The sequence below is a fragment of the Corynebacterium stationis genome, assembly GCF_001941345.1.
GTDB classification, from domain to species: domain Bacteria; phylum Actinomycetota; class Actinomycetes; order Mycobacteriales; family Mycobacteriaceae; genus Corynebacterium; species Corynebacterium stationis.
This window is the reverse complement of sequence record NZ_CP009251.1, coordinates 928,944-946,855: the sequence shown is the minus strand read 5'-3', so window position 1 is coordinate 946,855 and position 17,912 is coordinate 928,944. Positions and strand designations below refer to the sequence as shown.

The following is a 17,912-nucleotide window of genomic DNA, read 5'->3' as shown; positions in this document are numbered from 1 at the left end:
TGTCCTCGCTTCGCTGCGGGCATTACGCAAAGAACGGAACTGCAGGTATCGTCCTCACTTCACTACTTGCGTTACGCAAAAGGAACGTGCAGCCTAAGAATTCTTGGCTGCACGTTCTACTTATTTAGCGCTGGGTTGAGAGTGCCTCTAGTACTGCGGCGCTGGCGGGGTTGGCGCGCCCTGTGGTGGGGCGACCTTCGGGTATTTCGCCGATGCGGCGGTCAGACCAGCAGATACGGACTTGGACGCGTTGCCATCAGAAGCGGCGTTCGGATCTCCTGCTGCTTCAGCAGCACCTGCTGGCACGTCGCGCCACGGGGTGGGGTCCCAGTTGCCATCGACAAGCTTGCGTTGTGACCACCAGCCCAGGGCGAGTACTGCAAGACCTACGATGGCGCACAGGATAAGACCTAGCGCACCGGTAAGCTGCGCGGACCAGCCAATGAGGATGCCGAACCAGCCGAAGTCGGCGTCACCGAAGGTCGTATTGGCATCGCCGAAGGTGCCGAGCACACCAAGCAAGAAGGCCGGCAAGATAGTGATGATAAGTCCGTTGGCAAACGCACCCAGCATCGCGCCACGGCGACCGCCGGTAGCGTTGCCATAGACACCTGCTGCACCACCGGTGAAGAAGTGCGGAACAAGGCCCGGCAGAATCAGCGCAACACCGAACATCGGATTGAGCCATACGGCCAAAAGTGCCAGGCCGGTTAGACCACCGATGAACGAAGAAATAAAGCCGATCAGCACAGCATTTTGCGCGTAAGGGAACACGATTGGGGCATCGAGAGCCGGAATAGCACCGGGCACAACCTTGGCGGCGATGCCCTGGAATGCTGGGACCAGCTCACCCAGGATAGTGCGAACACCAAAGAGGATGACCGCAACGGCCACACCAAACTGCAGACCCTGGGTAACGGACTGCATGATGAAGTTGCCCACGTTAGTGGCACCGCCCTCAAAAGCTTGGAAGGCTTCTTCCTTGCCGGCGCGGGCCAAAAATAGCAGCGCCAAAATGATGTACATAATCGCCATCGATAGCGCGGTAGAAACCATCGAGTCACGCAAGAAGCGTAGGCCCTCAGGCAGTTTCAGGTCTTCGGTCGAAGGGCTTTGCTTCGCTTTGTCTTTCCCGCCGACGACCTTGCCGGTGGCAGCAGCAGCAACATAGCCCAGGGTGCCAAAGTGGCCGATAGCAATGGAATCATTGCCAGTAATGCGGCGGGTCCATGGGTGTGCGATTGCAGGTAGCGCAACCATCAAAATGCCCAGCAGAATTGCGCCGACGGTAACTACTACCCACGTGCTATACCCCGTAGTGGCCAAAATGATGGTCAACATCGTGGCCATAAAGAGTACGTGATGACCGGTGAGGAATACGTAGCTTAGCGGGGTAAATCGTGCAAGCAGCAGCGAGACCGCAAAGCCTAAAATCATCAACCAGGCGACTTGGCTGCCGTATTCCGCTTGGGCGATACCGGCGATGGCTTCGTTGGTCGGAACCACGCCGCGCATGCCGGTGGCGCCTTCAATCATGACGCCTAAAGGTTCCAAAGACGCGGTGACCAGACCTGCACCGGCGCCGATAAGTAAAAAGCCCAGGGTGGCTTTGATCGCGCTGCCAAGTACTTGGCCAATGCCTTTGCCCATGGCTGCCATACCAATCGCGGTAATAATACCGATGAGGAAGGCAGGCACGGCGAGGATTTCATTGACCAGAAATTGCGCGATGGCAAGAACTACATCCATTGTCGTTTCTTTCTGTTAGTTACTTAAACCGCATACAGCTCACGCAGAGCGGCATCGATTTCACTTAAAGATGTGAAGTCTTTAATCACCCACACCGGCACGCCAACATCGCCCAAGGTGGCGGCAATTTCGCCGGAGGTCAAGATGAAGTCGGCTTCTTTCGCGCGGCCTTTCGCCGAGATGGTGTCGGTGGCTTCGACGTTGATGAGTTTCGCCCAGCCCCAATCGATTAAGACTTCGTCCAGGGAGTTTTTCAAAAACAGTGAGGTGCCCAGACCATTGCCGCATACGGTGAGCACTTTGCCTTTCGATTCCACAGTTGCGGTCTTCGGTGCATCGCTAAGCGATGCACCTCTTGTCGATGCAGTTGGTGCCCCTTGGGGATTCGCAGCTGCTTGTTTCGACGCTTCCCCCGGTCCTTCTAGGAGCTCACGGAGTTCATCGGCAGTAGCGACAGTGTCTAGCTTGGCGCGGGTATCTTTCTTGCCCAAAAGCTTCGCTAGCTCTTTCATGGATGCAGTGTGTGCCTTGTCATCTTGGGCAGCGAGTGCGACGATAAGGTTAACTGGGTCATTGGTGCCGTGGCCAAAAGCGACCGGGGTTTCTAACCGCACCCAGGAAATAGCGGTGCGTTTGACAGCTTCCGACGGACGCGCATGGGCAAAAGCAAAACCTGGCGCGACAACGATATAAGGACCGTTGACTTCAACAGACTCAATCATAGCTCGTGTATAAGCATCAGTAATTGCCCCGCTGCTTTCCAAGAGCTCTCCGGCTTTGGTGATAGCTTCACGCCAACTAGCCGCGCGGGCGTGTAAATTTATCGATTCATCATTTAGTAATCGATTTAACTCTGACATCGACAGTCCTTCCTTTGAAGATGGTTACTTCCAGCATAAACTCACGGTTTCTACAGCCCTAAGTAATGTGATTAATTCCCGTAGGCTTAATCATTTAAGCAAAGGCGCTAAATCGGCCCGGTTCGGTGGCGCATCAGCATCTAAGTCGAAGGTAAAAGTCCGTCTCCTATCCGACAGTACGGCCCATGGGCGTGGAGATTGTCAGGCCACATGCGTTACGTCATCATTTACTTTGATTTTCGGTCTTGGCCCCTTCCAGCCGCGTCATTGAAACCCGGGTCGTGATTGAGATGGGAGTTTCAAGTGAAGACCATGTTATCCACGACCACGGCCCGCGTGCCGATGAGAATGAGTTCATTTTCGCAAGAGCCGCTCAAGTCTTCCGCTAGGCCATTGGTATGAGAACCGCCAACGCCTGTGAAAACATCGGTTTTAGTATCAGCAAGACGGCTTTTATAGATTAGTCGAGATGCTGCGATTAGTGGTCTGAGTGACAAGCAGGCTCATTTTTCCTGGCACCCGCAATCACTAGCCTAAGGGCCGGCAAAAGCAATACTTCGCTCCGTATCGCGTCAGACAAGGCCCATCCGCGACCCCAGACAGAGAAGAAAGCCGTCACAAAGTCTATTCGTGTTCGCGCATAGGCGATGACAGGCGCCCGTCGTGGGCTCGGCTCTTGTGACTTAAAGTCGCGGTTTACTCGGTCCAGGCGAAGAAATTGCCACATTGTGCCGACCCCAGTGATGCTCGAGTGTTCAGCCAGGATCACGCCGGTGTGCTCTAACAAAACGGACAACCCGTTAACTACGTGAGCTGAGCCGCACGTCGTGGATTCGCGATAGCTACGGGAGGTACTGAAACCGCTTTCACAGGCCTTCTTTACGTCTTGCCCAAGAGCTTAGTGTGCAAAGAACGATTGCGGCGTTCGACTATCAACCGAAACATCCCAGGTCATTTTAGGCCGCGTTCCACAGTGAAAAAGCCGATGCCTCCTAGAGCGATTGTTTGTTGTCTCGGCTTCCGGTGTCCGTGGCTCAAATTGGCGCCTTCAGCGGCTAAATCTTCTGGCCGATCTTCGAGAGAGGGGACCATCGCGGCGGGCTTGCTGTGCCTAGTGCCGGTCAGGTCAAAGCGGTCTTGTCTGTCCGGGCAGATTTCATTGTCCTGCTCCAGGTTCTTTCCTCTACCCACATGGAGCAAACCCCCAAGACATTTCCATGAAACGCGCCGGCCTTTTCAGCGCTTCCATTTCTGGAATCACCCCCGTGACCTTTCGTGAAGCGGGAGAAATTCCTGTTGTGCTAGTGAGTGCGGTCGCTTCAACGCTGAGCGAGACCACGCAATTTCATCCTAATGTCGCAGATTAGTCTCCCCTTTCGTTTCCCCGCAAGATGCCCCCGATTTTCGTTTGCTCTATACACGGCCTTAAGACGTGCCTAGTATTGAGAGGTACATCACCCATCTCGAATAGGAGCAGGTAATGACCACGAACGAGTCCTCTCAACCCGCCGCATCCCCACAAGGCGACACGGCCCCCGGCACCCCAGGCGGCCACACCCCCCAGGTTCCCGAGCCGAGCACACCCACCGCTCCCCCAAATCGGACGGATGCGCAGGCTTCCCCGGCCGCTTACTCGCCTACTGGCTGCCCTTTCCACATCGGTGCGGGCGACCCTGACCCCCGCGCACAACAAGGCGAGTACCTCACCACCGCCCAGGGCGCCCGGGTGAGCGAAACCAGCCATTCGCTGCGTGCGGGTGAGCGCGGTCCCCTACTCATGCAGGACCACCACTTCCGCGAGAAGATCACCCACTTCGACCACGAGCGCATCCCGGAGCGCGTGGTCCACGCTCGCGGCGCAGGCGCCCACGGCGTGTTCGTAGCCAACGGTAACGCCTCTGCGATCTCCAAGGCCGGAGTGTTCGCCGAGGGCAAAGAGACCCCCGTCTTCGTGCGTTTTTCCACCGTGCTCGGCTCCCGCGGATCTGCCGACACCGTGCGCGACACGCGCGGCTGGGGCGTGAAGTTCTACACCGACGAGGGCACTTGGGACCTAGTGGGAAACAACATCCCCGTCTTCTTCATCCAAGACGGCATCAAGTTCCCGGACGTCATCCACGCTGCCAAGCCGCACCCAGACCGGGAGATCCCCCAGGCGCAGAGCGCGCATGACACGTTCTGGGACTTCGTAGGCCTGCACACCGAGGCCACGCACCACACGTTCTGGAACATGTCGGATCGTGGAATCCCTCGTTCCTACCGCACGATGGAGGGCTTCGGTGTCCATACCTTCCGTCTGATCAACGATGCCGGGGAGACCACCCTGGTAAAGTTCCACTTCAAGCCGCGTCTCGGTGTCCACTCCCAGGTATGGGAGGAAGCACAGATCACTGGCGGTGTGGATCCTGATTTCCATCGCCGCGACCTCGCCGATGCCATCGAGGCTGGCGCGTTCCCCCAATGGGACCTTGGCGTCCAGGTTTTCCCGGATACAAAGGAGGAGATGTTCGAAGGCATCGATCTTTTGGACCCGACGAAGATTGTTCCTGAGGAGCTCGCGCCCGTTGAGATCATCGGCACCCTGACCCTGAACAAGAATCCTGGCAATTTTTTCGAGGAAACTGAACAGATCGCGTTCCACCCGGGGCACTTGGTTCCAGGCATCGACGTCACCAACGATCCGCTGCTTCAGGGACGCCTGTTCTCTTACCTGGACACTCAAATCAGCCGCCTGGGCGGGCCGAACTTCGGTCAGCTCCCCATCAACCGTCCCCACGCCCCAGTCAACGACAACCTGCGCGACGGCATGTACCAACAGGGCGCCCACACGGGCGTCGCCCCTTACAAGCCGAACAGCCTCGATGCCGGCAACCCGACCGAGGCCACGGTCTCCGAGGGTGCGTTGATCGACGTGCCGCGCCCTGTCGAGGGCCACATTACCCGGGATAATCCGGCGTCCTTCGAGGACCACTTCTCTCAACCTCGCATGTTCTACGTCTCGCTCAGCGAAGTAGAGCAGCAGCATCTCGCCCAGGCATTCTCCTTCGAACTGGGCAAATGCTACGAGGAGTCGATCAAGCTGCGCTACCTCGACGTCCTTGCTCACGTGGACCAAGGGCTAGCCGAAACAGTCGCAGACAACCTAGGTCTGCCACACCCGCAACCGCAGGAACTCGCGGACGTCAGCCCGTCGCCCGTGCTGTCCCAGGTGGGCGGGGCTTGGCCTGTCGACGGCCGTCAGGTAGCGGTCCTAGTTAGTCCGGAGAAAGCACTGAAGGGAGTTGGCTCGCTCCTCAACGAGCTTTTTGACGCCGGCACCATCCCTATGGTCGTTTCCACAAAGGGCGGCACGATCACCCTTGACGGCGAAGAAGTGTCAGTCTCCCGCACGTACCTCACTGCGCGATCCGTTGAGTTTGATGCTGTCGTAGTGGTAAACCCGCCTGCTATCCCAGAGGTGACCACAATGTTAGGTGAATTCGAGCGGCACAAGAAGGCAATCGTACTGGCAGGCGACGACGCCCCCGCCGCACTTGACACAGCCGGTGTGGCCGTCAAGCAGCCCGGAATCGTGGCCGTCGCATCTCCCTCCGAGGCGGCTGCGCCGGTAGAGGAGCTGCTCGCTTCCCACCGCGTCTGGGAGCGCTAGTCAGTAACCATTGAGCCCGCGGCCCCCGACAGACCAGTGTCTTGAAGGGCGCCGCGGTTTCTTTTCGCCAAGGCTACAACGAATGGTCGTGTGCAAATGGAAGCCTCACGTTTCTGGCACCTAACATTACGTTTCATTGTTAAATCGGTGCACCGAGACGGATAACTCGGTAGTGCGGGAAGAACACCGCACGTACCATCAAGCGCATACTTCAACTCCACGCTCCTCTGCCCCGATATCACTACGCCCGAGCACCCGCACAAATGATACGTCCCAATTGTGGCCGTCGCCGAGGCCCACTCCCGCCGCACCCTGGTCTGCACAGCCATCATCTTCGAGCCCAATCGTCGGCGGGCTAAACCACTAGGTCTCCACGCTCATCAACTCCTCCAACAACAAACGCCCCGACCACTAAAAGGTCGCGCACCACACTAGGCCTACAACTGTTTCTCGACGGGTACCGACAACCTTCTACATCAAGACAAAGTAGGCAATGAAGGAAAATCACATTCCACTACGAAGGTAAGCCCGAAAAGCTCTACGTCGGCGAAAGACACGGCGGCCCTGAAGCCGTCCTCGTTTGCCTCGCCAACGACATCACCGCCATAGACCCACACGCTCGCGTAATCTGGGAAAATACGAACTTGACGCCGCCAGTAGATGCTTTCCAAATCTATCCACCGAAGCTGACCCACAACCTCGAAATAAACCCCCAGAAGAAGAAAATCTCGAGACACCGTGAGTAGAACGGATGTCTCGAGATTTCAAATTGTGCGGCCTGAGGGGATCGAACCCCCGACCTACTGGGTGTAAACCAGTTGCTCTTCCAGCTGAGCTAAAGCCGCATCATGCTCTCTTAAAAGCTTTCCGCTTCCTCATGAGCACTCTTAGAATACTAGCCACACCTTCTAACTTAAACAAATCGCCTGGCTGGAAGGTGTTTTCGGCTAATTCTTACTTCTTCATCGCGCCGCGCGCGACCAAGCAGCTGCCCTGCCAATCACCGAGACGCTCTGCGGTGGTCTGGACGAGGCCTGCCAATTGTGCGGATTCGGAAATTTCACCTGGAGCAATAGTTCCACGTTTTCCTGCACCAGGAGTCAACAGCCAAATGGTGCCACCATCACCCAATGGGCGGAGGGCGTCAACCAAGCCGTCCACGAGATCGCCGTCATCTTCGCGCCACCACATGACAACCACGTCAACGAGCTCATCAGTCTCTTCTTCTAGAAAGTCTTCTCCCAGAACAGCCTCAACAGCTTCAGAGATTGCAGGATCGCAGTCTTCGTCCCAGCCAGTCTCGAGCGCAATCATGCCCTCAGTAATGCCGAGCGTGGATGCATAGTTTTTGGTTACGCCAGTAGCGTCAGCCACCGTGGTATTCCTCCTTTAGTATTGAAAACAAGTTACGAAATCATTTCGCAATTGCATTGCACCTTACCTTTAAAGATGCAAGATTTCTCACTTACACAACCAAAAGTTAATCGATTGCTGCGATTTTAGCTAGAGGCTGACGCCAAACCCGTGCGCAGTTACAGTGAAATGCGCGACATATTTAGTGATTAAGCACACCACTTTTCGACGATGTAACCTACTTGCGAGTATCGTGGAGAACAAAACATTTTTACCTAACCAGGAGGTTCATGGAATGGCTGAAAAGGATGCCCTACAGGGCGATTCCAATTTCCCACTCATTCGCGACGGCGTTGCCTCGTACCTGCACGACAGTGACCCAGAGGAAACTAAAGAGTGGCTGGAATCGCTCGATGGCTTGCTGGATGAAACATCCACCGAGCGGGCACGCTTTCTGATGCTGCGCCTCTTGGAGCGCGCAACCGCAAAGCGCGTGCCCCTTCCTTCACTCACGTCCAGCGACTTTGTTAACACCATCCCTACCACCATGGAACCAGAGTTCCCTGGCGATGAGGAACTGGAAAAGCGTTACCGTCGTTGGATCCGCTGGAACGCTGCAGTCATGGTGCACCGTGGACAGCGTCCGGGCATTGGCGTCGGTGGACACATTTCCACCTACGCGGGTGCGGCGCCGCTATATGAAGTTGGTTTCAACCACTTCTTCCGCGGCAAAGACGATCCATCAGGCGGCGACCAGGTCTTCTTCCAGGGCCACGCTTCCCCAGGTGTGTATGCACGTGCTTTCATGGAAGGCCGTTTGGATGAAAATGACCTCGACGGTTTCCGCCAGGAAGTCTCCCGTGGCCCAGGCAATGGCCTGCCTTCCTACCCTCACCCACATGGCATGGAATGGTTCTGGGAATTTCCAACCGTATCCATGGGCTTAGGCCCAATCAACGCTATCTACCAAGCACGCTTTAACAAGTACTTGCAGATGCGCGGTATTAAGGATACCTCCGATCAGCACGTCTGGGCATTCTTGGGCGACGGTGAGATGGATGAACCAGAATCACGCGGCGCTATCCACCAGGCAACGCTCTACGAGCTGGACAACCTGACCTTTGTTATTAACTGTAACTTGCAGCGTCTTGACGGCCCTGTACGTGGTAACACCCAGATTATCCAGGAGCTGGAGTCCTTCTTCCGCGGCGCTGGCTGGGACGTCACCAAGATCGTATGGGGTCGCGCATGGGACAAGCTGCTCGAAGCAGACAAGGATGGCGCACTTGTCCACATCATGAACACCACTTCTGATGGTGACTACCAAACCTTCAAGGCTAACGACGGCGCATATGTGCGCAAGGAGTTCTTCGGTCGCGATGAGCGAACCTTGAAGCTGGTTGAAGACATGACCGATGACGAGATTTGGGCGCTACGCCGCGGTGGTCACGACTACCGCAAGATTTACGCTGCCTACAACCACGTCATGGAAAACAAGGGCACCGGCAAGCCAACCGTCATCTTGGCCTTTACCATTAAAGGCTACGGTCTGGGCCACAACTTCGAGGGCCGCAACGCGACCCACCAGATGAAGAAGCTAACCTTGGAAGACCTCAAGAGCTTCCGCGATAAGCAGGGCATTCCAATCTCCGATGAGGCTTTGGAGAAGGACCCAGCGGTTCCTCCGTACTACCACCCTGGCAATGATGCGCCAGAAATTAAGTACATGCTGGAACGTCGTAAAGAACTCGGCGGCTTCCTGCCGGAGCGTCGTGTTAACTTCACTCCATTGCAGGCACCGAGCATCGATAAGCTCAAGAGCGTTCGCAAGGGCTCTGGTAAGCAAGAAGTTGCTACCACCATGGCTTTGGTTCGTACGTTCAAGGAAGTCATGCGTGATAAGGAACTGGGCAAGCGCGTAGTTCCAATCATCCCGGATGAGGCTCGTACCTTCGGTATGGACTCCTGGTTCCCAACCTTGAAGATTTGGAATCCACGTGGCCAAAACTACGTGCCAGTCGACCACGACTTGATGCTGAGCTACCGCGAGGCAACCGATGGCCAGATTATGCACGAAGGCATTTCGGAAGCTGGTGCTGTGGCATCGTTCACCGCGGCAGCAACCTCATATGCCACCCACGGTGAGCCAATGATTCCGCTGTACATCTTCTACTCGATGTTCGGTTTCCAGCGCACCGGCGACGCATTCTGGGCAGCTGCAGACCAGATGGCACGTGGCTTCATCATCGGAGCAACCGCTGGCCGCACCACCCTGACCGGTGAGGGCCTGCAGCACATGGATGGACACTCCCCTGTCTTGGCGTCGACCAACCCTTCGGTTCTGCAATACGACCCAGCTTTCGGCTACGAGATTGCACACCTGGTTACACGTGGTATTGACCGTATGTACGGTGAAAATGGTGAGAGTGTCATGTACTACCTCACTGTGTACAACGAGCCTGTACACCAGCCAGCAGAGCCAGAGAACCTGGATGTCGAAGGCCTGCACCGCGGCATCTACCAATTCAACACTGTCGGCAATGGCGACTTGGAAGCCAACATCTTGGCCTCCGGTGTCGGTGTCCACGAGTCCCTGCGTGCGCAGAAGATTCTGGATGAGGAATACGGTGTGAAGACTAACCTCTTCTCTGTCACTTCTTGGGTTGAGCTGGCGCGTGAAGGTAAGCGCTTGAACAAGGAAGCTTTGCAGCACGGCGCTGAGCCAGCAAAGCCATTTGTGACCAAGCAGCTGGAATCTGTCGAAGGCCCGTTCGTCGGCGTTTCCGACTTCGTCTCCGACCTGCACGAGCAGATTCGTCCGTACGTCCCTGGCACCTATGTTGCTTTGGGTACCGACGGCTTCGGCTTCGCCGATACCCGCGCTGCGGCTCGTCGTTTCTTCAATTCGGATGCTGAGTCTGTGGTCGTTGCTGTACTAGAAGGCTTGGCTCGCGATGGCAAGGTTGAGCGTTCAGTAGTTGAAAAGGCTGCTAAGGACCTCAAGCTTGATGACCCAACCGCAACGGTAGATACCACCGAGGCTCCTGCCATCGACTAAGGCTCTCATATTCGACACGATAGTCCCTCGTGGCTGCTGCACAATCGTCGAATAGCGAAAAAGCGCCTGTGCTTCTCCTTTAGAAGCACAGGCGCTTTGCTTTTCGCCGTACGACGGAATTTGAAATATCAACGCCAAGGCTTTGTCTACCGGCGGTTCCGTCGGCCGAATATGCTCACGCAAACGAACACTGCAATCGCATAGCTTTTCCGCCCAGAAAGCTTGCTCTATAATTGTGAAAATAATTGAAATCTAAGAACCGGGGCCGCCTCACCGTGGTCGAAGGCCAACCAGCAACGCACTGGAGCTTCGATGACAACGCCTTCTAAAACCGCCGCTATAGCCCGTTGACACCACCAGGCAGGCTTTCTAGAACAACCCCGGTGCGCTGAGCAACCGCTTGGTAGCGTTCCACGAAGTTTTTGCTGCGCTGTCCGGCCGCGCAGTAAACCAAGACCTGGCTGTCTCCTAGTTGGGAGAAGAAGTCAGCTACCTCATCGTCGGAGTTGATGGAGCTCAACGGCAGCTTCTGCGTTGTAATCTCTGCCGGTAAATCAGCCAGCATTACTTCGTGTGGTTCGCGAATATCTACGGCGATGCATTCCCCGCGCCGAGCTTGGCCAAGCAGTTCTGCAGCGCGCGTTGTTAAAGCGCAGGCTTGGCTCTCCGCGGCGCCGTAGGTGCGAAGTAGCTCAGTGGCCAAAGGCCGCTCCGGGTCAGCAGCTACTTTAAAGGTTCGCGTCATCGGCGGAAAAGCATCATAGCTGAGTATTTCCCCCGGTTCCGTTGCGCCAATCCCGCTTAAGTATCCAATGGCATGGGTTGCCATCAAGGCACCCATGGTCGCCGTGGTTGCGCCGAGCACGCCGGCGGTCGCGCAATCGGGCACGGAGTTGGCATCAGGTTGGTCGGGGAAGAGGTCGCGCAGACCGACGCCGCGGAAGTTCGGGCCGGAGTGAAATAGCGCCAGGTCGCCATGAAAGCGCAGCACCGTTGCCCAAATCAATGGCGTGCCGGTTATCTCCGCTGCATCAGCCACCAGGTATTTGGTGCTAAAAGAATCAGAGCCATCGAGTACCAGGTCAACAGAACCCACCAGCTCCACAGCATTGTCCGTGTTAAGACGCTGAGCTAAAGCGTTGACGGTAATACCAGGTTGGAGTTCTTCTAGGCGCTGCGCAGCAACTTCGACTTTCAGCTTGCCCACATCATCCGCGCCGAAAAGAATCTGGCGGTGGATATTGGTGATATCCACGGTGTCATCATCAATCACCGTAATCGTGCCAACGCCTGCCGATGCCAAAGATTGCATCAACGGACATCCCAATCCGCCGGCGCCGATGACTAAAACATGCGCATTGTGAAGGCGTTTTTGTTGTTCCAGCCCAAATCCGGGCAGGGCCAAGTGCCGGGCGATGCGGCGTAGTTCATAATCAGGCAGGGCCATCACAGCACCTGCTCTGACCAGGTTGCCAGGCCATCAAAGCTTGACGATGCCACCGCGTGCTCCCGCTTCGGAATCCTTCCGGCCGTGGCAGCCAGGCGGCCTGCCTCAACCGCGTGGTACATCGCGGTGGCCATCGCAACGGGGTCTTGCGCGCGGTTAATTGCAGAGGCCAGCAGCACCCCGTCGCATCCCAGTTCCATCGCAAGGGCGGCATCGGACGCAGTGCCGACGCCGGCATCGAGCAGAATTGGCACAGAAGCACGAGAGCAGATCAGCTCAATATTATGCGGATTCAAAATGCCTAAGCCGGTGCCAATCGGTGAGCCCAAAGGCATCACTGCCGCGACCCCGACATCTTCCAAACGTGATGCCACCACGGGATCATCCGAGGTATAGGCCAGAACCGTGAAGCCATCATTAATCAGCAGCTCGCAGGCTTCGAGAAGCTCGGTGGTATCGGGTAAAAGCGTGTGCTCATCAGCGATGACTTCTACTTTTACCCACGAGGTGCCCAAGGCTTCGCGCGCGAGCTGTGCCGTCAGTACAGCATCGCGAGCCGTGCGGCAGCCAGCGGTATTGGGCAGCAGGTCGATGTTGAGCCTGCGCAGCATCTCAAAGATGGACTCGCCCGCACCGGTAGTGGCGCGATGACGGCGCATGGCGACAGTCGTGAGCTCGGTGTGGCTCGCGACCAAAGATTCTTCCAGCAGCGCCTGCGAAGTTGCCCCACCGGTTCCCATCACCAAATGCGAGGCGAAGGTTTTATCCGCAATTGTTAACACGTTCTAGCCGCCTTGTACTGCAGTAAGAACGTCAACGGCATCGCCGGGCTGGATATCCCTGTCCCACTGCGAGCGTGGAACCACTGCCCCGCCCACAGCGACCGCTACGCCTTTATCGCTACCGATGCGCTCATTTATGAACTGCTCGATACTCTGCGGCTGAGTTTCAACCATCTCGCCATTGAAATTAAAGGTAATCACTAAAAATCTCCTTGAAAAATTAGACGTTGATTGTGCTTGCTGCGTGCCGAAAAGGGTTACATGCCGCAACGCTTGTCGATGCCTCCTGACCGGTGGCAAGCTCCACCGCGGATTTCGCGCCTAAAGCTGCCAGCAAAATGCCATGGCGGAAATACCCAGTCGAAATAATCAGGCCCTCGCGCACCAAACCCAAGTACGGCAAATCGTCCGGGGTGCCCGGACGCGCACCGCAGGTGGCTTCTAGAAATTCAGTTTCTTCTATTCCCGGCACCACGCGAATCGCATCACGCAGAAGGTCATGGATGGCAGAAGTGCGTGGGTGCGGCGAATCTTCGCGGCTGGTGGCGCCGATGGTGACGGTGCCATCATCACGCGGGATGACATAGATGGGCCGATCTTCCACGAATCCGCGGATAACGCAGTTGGTCAGCGGCTGCAGCGCTTCCGGCACCCGCACGCGCACAATATCGCCGTAGACAGGGCGGAGCTGCAAAGGATGCTCTCCATCGAACCAGCCCGTGATTTTTGCAGCCCCTAAACCAGCGGCTAGGACAACGACGCCCGTGGATTCCACCGCAACGCGCTTGCCCGATGTCAGTCCCACGGCCTGCGGTGTGATGGTTTCAACGGCCTCGCGAATGTGCTGTGCGCCGCGAGAAAGCACTGCGTCATAAAGAGCGCGCGCAAAGAGACGCGGGTCAAGTTGGTGGTCCCCGTCGATAGCAGCAACTTTCACAATGCGTGGCGATAGTCCTGGCTCGAGCTGCCGTGCGTGGCGAGTAGTCAGCGGCTCAATGTCCAGGTCCGCTGCTTTCATATATTCGATGAGCTCAGTGAGATGTTGCCCGTCTGCTCTATCGGCACCGATAAGCAGCGTGCCTTCGGTGCGATAACCGGTCGGCAAATCGGTGTGCTGGCCAACGCGTCGGATTAAGTCTGGGTACAGCTGGGCAGACTCGCGCATGAGCGGCACGAGCTCATGCTGCTGGTACTGCACCTCCGCCGTGGGAGCCAGCATGCCGCCGGCGTGATGCGTGGCTCCGGAAATCGGATCGGGGTCAATGAGCGTGACCTCAAAACCTGCTTCTTGGAATTCAAAGCAGGTCGCAAGCCCAATGATGCCGCCGCCGATCACTACCGCGTGCCGGCTCACGCTCGCACCCCCATTGCTTGCGCTCCAACCTTGAAATCGGCAATTACTTGCTCGGCAACTTGCGTGGCCGAGCCGGTTTTATGTGCTTCGCTAAAAGCACGCACCATGGCCACTCCCGAGATACCTGTCGCTGCAAGGTCACGCACATCTGTCGGCTGGACGTCGCCAATGGCAACGATCGGCAGCTGTGAAAGTTCCACCAATTCCGGGTAGCCGGAAAGCCCAATAGGTTTGCGCCCCGAGTCTTTGGTCGGCGTGGGACGGAAAGGCCCAGCGCCGACATAATCGAGGATGTCCGCATAGGCATTGGCTTGCCGAATAAGGTCTGCTGTTCCCGTGGTCAGCCCGATAATCGCATCGGGTCCAAGCAGCTCGCGTACTGCTGCAACTGGGATATCTTCTTGGCCAACGTGCACGCCGTAAATGGGAATCCCGCGGCGCATTAAAATAGCAGCGGTGTCGACGCGGTCATCGATAAGTGTCTTTGCATCAGGGTTTACCTCGGCGACCGCCAATGCTACTTTTTCCGCCAAGCCCAAAAGGCGCGCGGCAGTAATCGGTTTGGACCGGACTTGGATGACTCCAGCGCCACCCGCGGCGGCCCTAGCAGCAGTTGCCACAATGTCATCGTCTGTGCCTGAACCAGTAACTACATAGCAGCGTAAATCAAGGTGGGCAGGATAGTTCACCGATGTCCTCGCTTCCTTCGACGGTGTTAACCAGACAGGTTCAAACGGTCCAACGCTGCGTCAGCGTTCATCTCAGCCCAATGCATTGGGCACCCGTTGAGGTATTGGAAACCAGTCAAGCGCGAGAAACTAGTTTTGTCAACAAGGCCTAAGGAAATTCCTAGGGAAGCCGGGGCGAGACTTCGGCAAGCACTTCGTCTAAAGCCTGCGAGATTTGCCCCGGTTCTTCCAAAATCACCATGTGACCAGATCCCTCAATAACTTTGAGATCGCCGTTGCCCCACTTCTCGCTGATAAGCTCTGACTGACTCATGGGCGTGACGATATCCATGGAACCAATCACCGCTTGCCCTCGAATTTTTTGTAAACAGTCTTGAGCAGCGAATTCTTCATGCTCAGTCAAGTCATCAAAATAACCGACGAAGCTCGCCAAAGGTGTGTCCAGCAACATGGCGGCGTGGAATTGCAAACGCTCCATTTGTGGAAAGCCCGCAACTAGCGCGGCGATGGTGGGAGCTATAACTTGCGCGGCTGCAAAACGAATGCGGTTGAATTTATCCGGCACGCGATCGATGGCTGAATATAACGACTTCGCGAGCTTAGATTGCAAGATGCGGGTTACACCTTTATCGGAGAACCGACGCATCGACGTCGAAATCAGCAAAGCGCCGAAAATACGCTCAAAAATATCCTCAGGAGCACGGCGAATCAGATTCAGCGCGATCATCCCGCCCAAAGAATGCCCCACTACCACGATGCGCCCGCCGTTTTTCGGCAATCGCTCTAAAATCACAGCGAGCACGTCATCGGCCGCACCATCAATGGTGCAGGATTTCGCCGCGACGCGAGAAGAAAGTCCGTGACCGCGGACATCGACAAGCAAACTGCGAACGTCGCTACGAGGACGCAGATGCTCTACCTGGTCACACCACGCCTCCGAGGAGAGGCAATATCCGTGGATAAAAACCACCGTGACATCGGCATCGGGATTGCCCACCTCAAACCATGCGATATCTACACCATCATTGTCCACTTCCCCAGTGGCATCAAGATTTCGCAGCCCAGGTGATGTTTCATGATCATGCAATCGCTGATACACAAGGCGCTGCGCGGAACGGTTTTTCCGGCGCTGCCCGCGAAACCCCGCCGCAATCCTATTTCGTTGATACATATGGACATCCATTGTAGAAGCTAGACTTGAAGCCATGTCCAATGACCTCAGTGCTCAATTACGCGCTCACCTGCAAGGCCAGCCGCAAGCCTCCACCGCTAAATCCGGGGTACCAGAATATCTGGCGCTCATTTCCGAGATTACCGGAGAAGACACGGAAGAGCTTCTTCCTGACCGCCGCTTGGCTGATGTGGGTTTGACCTCATTGAATATGATCGAATTTGCCGTGCGGGCCGAAGATCGTTTGGGCGTAGTTTTTGAAGAATCCGATGCACAAGCGCTTGAAACGCTTGACGATGTAGCCAAATTTGTGGAGGCACACCAATGATTTCTTACCTTTCTGACATGGACGGCGTGCTCATCAAAGAAGGTGAGATGGTTCCCGGTGCAGATAAATTCCTGCAGACCTTAAAAGACAATGACATTAAGTTCATGGTGCTGACCAATAACTCCATGGCGACCGCGCGAGACCTCTCCGCGCGGTTGAAGTCGCAGGGCTTAGATATTGCGCCGGAGAAAATCTGGACCTCTGCGTTGGCGACGGCGAAGTTCCTATCCCAGCAATCCACCGGCCGCACTGCCTTTGTCATCGGCGAGTCCGGACTGACGACTGCGCTGCACGAGGAAGGCTGGATTCTTACGGATAACGATCCTGAGTTTGTAGTCTTAGGCGAAACGCGGACCTACTCTTTTGAGGCCATAACCACCGCGATTAACCTTATTCGCAATGGTGCGCGCTTTATTGCAACCAACCCAGATGTCACAGGCCCTGCCCCGGAAGGTATCTTGCCGGCCACCGGTTCTGTCGCTGCTCTGATTACTGCGGCGACCAACCGCGAGCCTTATTACGTGGGCAAACCAAATCCGGTGATGATGCGCTCGGCGTTAAATAATATTGGCGTGCACTCCGAAAACACCGTGATGATAGGTGATCGCATGGACACCGACGTCAAGGCCGGGCTTGAAGCTGGCATGCGCACGATTTTGGTGCGCACGGGCATCATGAATGATGCGGCTATCTCCCGCTACCCTTTCCGCCCGACGCGCGTACTGGATTCAGTCGCTGATTTGCCAGACCGCATTTTCGATCCCTTCGCTTAGGCCGCATCCACGCGCGCGCTAAACCCGAATTCTTCGGCCAAGGTAGCCACAACGCTATTAAGCGCGCGCAGCTCATGCGCCGTGCCGGTGATTACCTGGCGGCAGCCCACGCACTTTTCCGCGCGGGGTGCAGGCAGCTCTACGCCTGGAAATGCTGCCAGGGTTGCTAGGTCATCATCAAAACCAGTATCGCGGTACCAGCGCGTGCACCACTGCGCGGTCAAAGGATCATCGCCGGGGACGACGTACTCAGGCTGCGTGGAAATGCACTGCACCATGGCGCGCTCAATTGCCGGGCGCAGGCGCGTGGGCATGCCACTGACGCGCAACACCGCGGTTTGCACGTCCATGCTCTGATCGCGCTTCCCCTCCGCGATCAAAGTGTCTAGCACAGAGCTGGAAGCACCAGCTGGCTGCGCCGATTGTGCCGCGAAGGCCCAAGCGTTTTCAGCATGCATGTCATGCTGGGTTATGTAATTGGCCTGAGCAAAGTCTGTTGCTGTTGACACGTGCCGAATCTCCTTACGGCAATAGGGCGCCGCCGCCTAAGGCCCTATTGTGTCTGCGGATCGTTGAAAACAGACACCTTGGAAACCACGGCGTTAATACGACGCAAGACGAGCTTCGTCTTCCCCTACGAGCTCATATACGTTCACAGCGAAGAAGCAATTTAAACCACCCGACACCAGCCGAGACTGA

General features: G+C 56.4%; 14 protein-coding genes, 1 tRNA gene and 1 riboswitch. Of the genes, 4 read left to right on the top strand and 11 right to left on the bottom strand.

Going from position 1 to position 17,912, the window contains the following annotated elements; translation table 11 throughout:
* Window positions 1–147: 147 nt before the first annotated feature.
* The gene (locus tag CSTAT_RS04445) at window positions 148–1,749 is read right to left on the bottom strand and encodes a PTS ascorbate transporter subunit IIC (protein WP_066793030.1); all 1,602 of its coding nucleotides are present in this window, start codon (window positions 1,747–1,749) and stop codon (window positions 148–150) included.
* A gap of 23 nt (window positions 1,750–1,772) precedes the next feature.
* Window positions 1,773–2,609, bottom strand: a complete 837-nt coding sequence (locus CSTAT_RS04440) for a PTS sugar transporter subunit IIAB (RefSeq protein WP_075722620.1) — start codon at window positions 2,607–2,609, stop codon at window positions 1,773–1,775.
* A 1,480-nt stretch (window positions 2,610–4,089) separates the two neighbouring features.
* On the opposite strand from CSTAT_RS04440, the gene CSTAT_RS04425 reads away from it, so the two are divergent.
* Window positions 4,090–6,258: a catalase gene (locus CSTAT_RS04425; protein ID WP_075722617.1), complete on the top strand. Its 2,169-nt coding sequence runs from the start codon at window positions 4,090–4,092 to the stop codon at window positions 6,256–6,258.
* 772 nt (window positions 6,259–7,030) lie between these two features.
* Here the strand turns inward: CSTAT_RS04425 and CSTAT_RS04415 are convergent.
* Window positions 7,031–7,103 (bottom strand) — tRNA-Val (locus tag CSTAT_RS04415).
* Window positions 7,104–7,212: 109 nt separating this feature from the next.
* On the bottom strand, window positions 7,213–7,632 hold the full coding sequence (locus CSTAT_RS04410; protein ID WP_066793022.1) for a DUF3052 domain-containing protein: 420 nt from the start codon (window positions 7,630–7,632) through the stop codon (window positions 7,213–7,215).
* Window positions 7,633–7,906: 274 nt separating this feature from the next.
* Here CSTAT_RS04410 and aceE point away from each other — a divergent pair, with 274 nt between their 5' ends.
* Window positions 7,907–10,669, top strand: coding sequence for a pyruvate dehydrogenase (acetyl-transferring), homodimeric type (gene aceE / locus CSTAT_RS04405; protein WP_075722615.1), 2,763 nt, complete (start codon window positions 7,907–7,909; stop codon window positions 10,667–10,669).
* Window positions 10,670–11,006: 337 nt separating this feature from the next.
* Here aceE and CSTAT_RS04400 read toward each other — a convergent pair whose 3' ends face one another.
* The 6 genes from CSTAT_RS04400 to CSTAT_RS04375 form a co-directional block, all read right to left on the bottom strand.
* Window positions 11,007–12,119: a ThiF family adenylyltransferase gene (locus tag CSTAT_RS04400; protein ID WP_419186551.1), complete on the bottom strand. Its 1,113-nt coding sequence runs from the start codon at window positions 12,117–12,119 to the stop codon at window positions 11,007–11,009.
* Window positions 12,116–12,898, bottom strand: a complete 783-nt coding sequence (locus CSTAT_RS04395; RefSeq protein WP_066838215.1) for a thiazole synthase — start codon at window positions 12,896–12,898, stop codon at window positions 12,116–12,118. The genes CSTAT_RS04400 and CSTAT_RS04395 overlap by 4 nt, the downstream gene beginning before the upstream one ends.
* 3 nt (window positions 12,899–12,901) lie before the next feature.
* Entirely contained in the window at window positions 12,902–13,099 is a 198-nt protein-coding gene (thiS, locus tag CSTAT_RS04390; RefSeq protein WP_075722613.1) for a sulfur carrier protein ThiS, read from the bottom strand.
* Window positions 13,100–13,118: 19 nt separating this feature from the next.
* Window positions 13,119–14,252 carry a glycine oxidase ThiO gene (thiO, locus tag CSTAT_RS04385; RefSeq protein WP_075722612.1) on the bottom strand — a complete coding sequence of 378 codons (1,134 nt, stop codon included), beginning with the start codon at window positions 14,250–14,252 and terminating at the stop codon, window positions 13,119–13,121.
* A complete protein-coding gene (locus CSTAT_RS04380; protein ID WP_075722611.1) occupies window positions 14,249–14,941 on the bottom strand; it encodes a thiamine phosphate synthase in 693 nt (230 codons plus the stop codon). Before CSTAT_RS04380 ends, thiO begins: the two co-directional genes overlap by 4 nt.
* A riboswitch (TPP riboswitch) is annotated at window positions 14,936–15,048 on the bottom strand. Its footprint overlaps the gene before it by 6 nt.
* Before the next feature lie 53 nt (window positions 15,049–15,101).
* Entirely contained in the window at window positions 15,102–16,112 is a 1,011-nt protein-coding gene (locus tag CSTAT_RS04375; protein ID WP_075722610.1) for an alpha/beta fold hydrolase, read from the bottom strand.
* A gap of 34 nt (window positions 16,113–16,146) precedes the next feature.
* Here CSTAT_RS04375 and CSTAT_RS04370 point away from each other — a divergent pair, with 34 nt between their 5' ends.
* Window positions 16,147–16,440, top strand: a complete 294-nt coding sequence (locus CSTAT_RS04370) for an acyl carrier protein (RefSeq protein ID WP_075722609.1) — start codon at window positions 16,147–16,149, stop codon at window positions 16,438–16,440.
* Window positions 16,437–17,213, top strand: a complete 777-nt coding sequence (locus CSTAT_RS04365) for an HAD-IIA family hydrolase (protein WP_075722608.1) — start codon at window positions 16,437–16,439, stop codon at window positions 17,211–17,213. Before CSTAT_RS04370 ends, CSTAT_RS04365 begins: the two co-directional genes overlap by 4 nt.
* Here CSTAT_RS04365 and CSTAT_RS04360 read toward each other — a convergent pair.
* Window positions 17,210–17,722, bottom strand: coding sequence for a hypothetical protein (locus tag CSTAT_RS04360; protein WP_244892900.1), 513 nt, complete (start codon window positions 17,720–17,722; stop codon window positions 17,210–17,212). The genes CSTAT_RS04365 and CSTAT_RS04360 overlap by 4 nt on opposite strands.
* Between the last annotated feature and the right edge of the window lie 190 nt (window positions 17,723–17,912).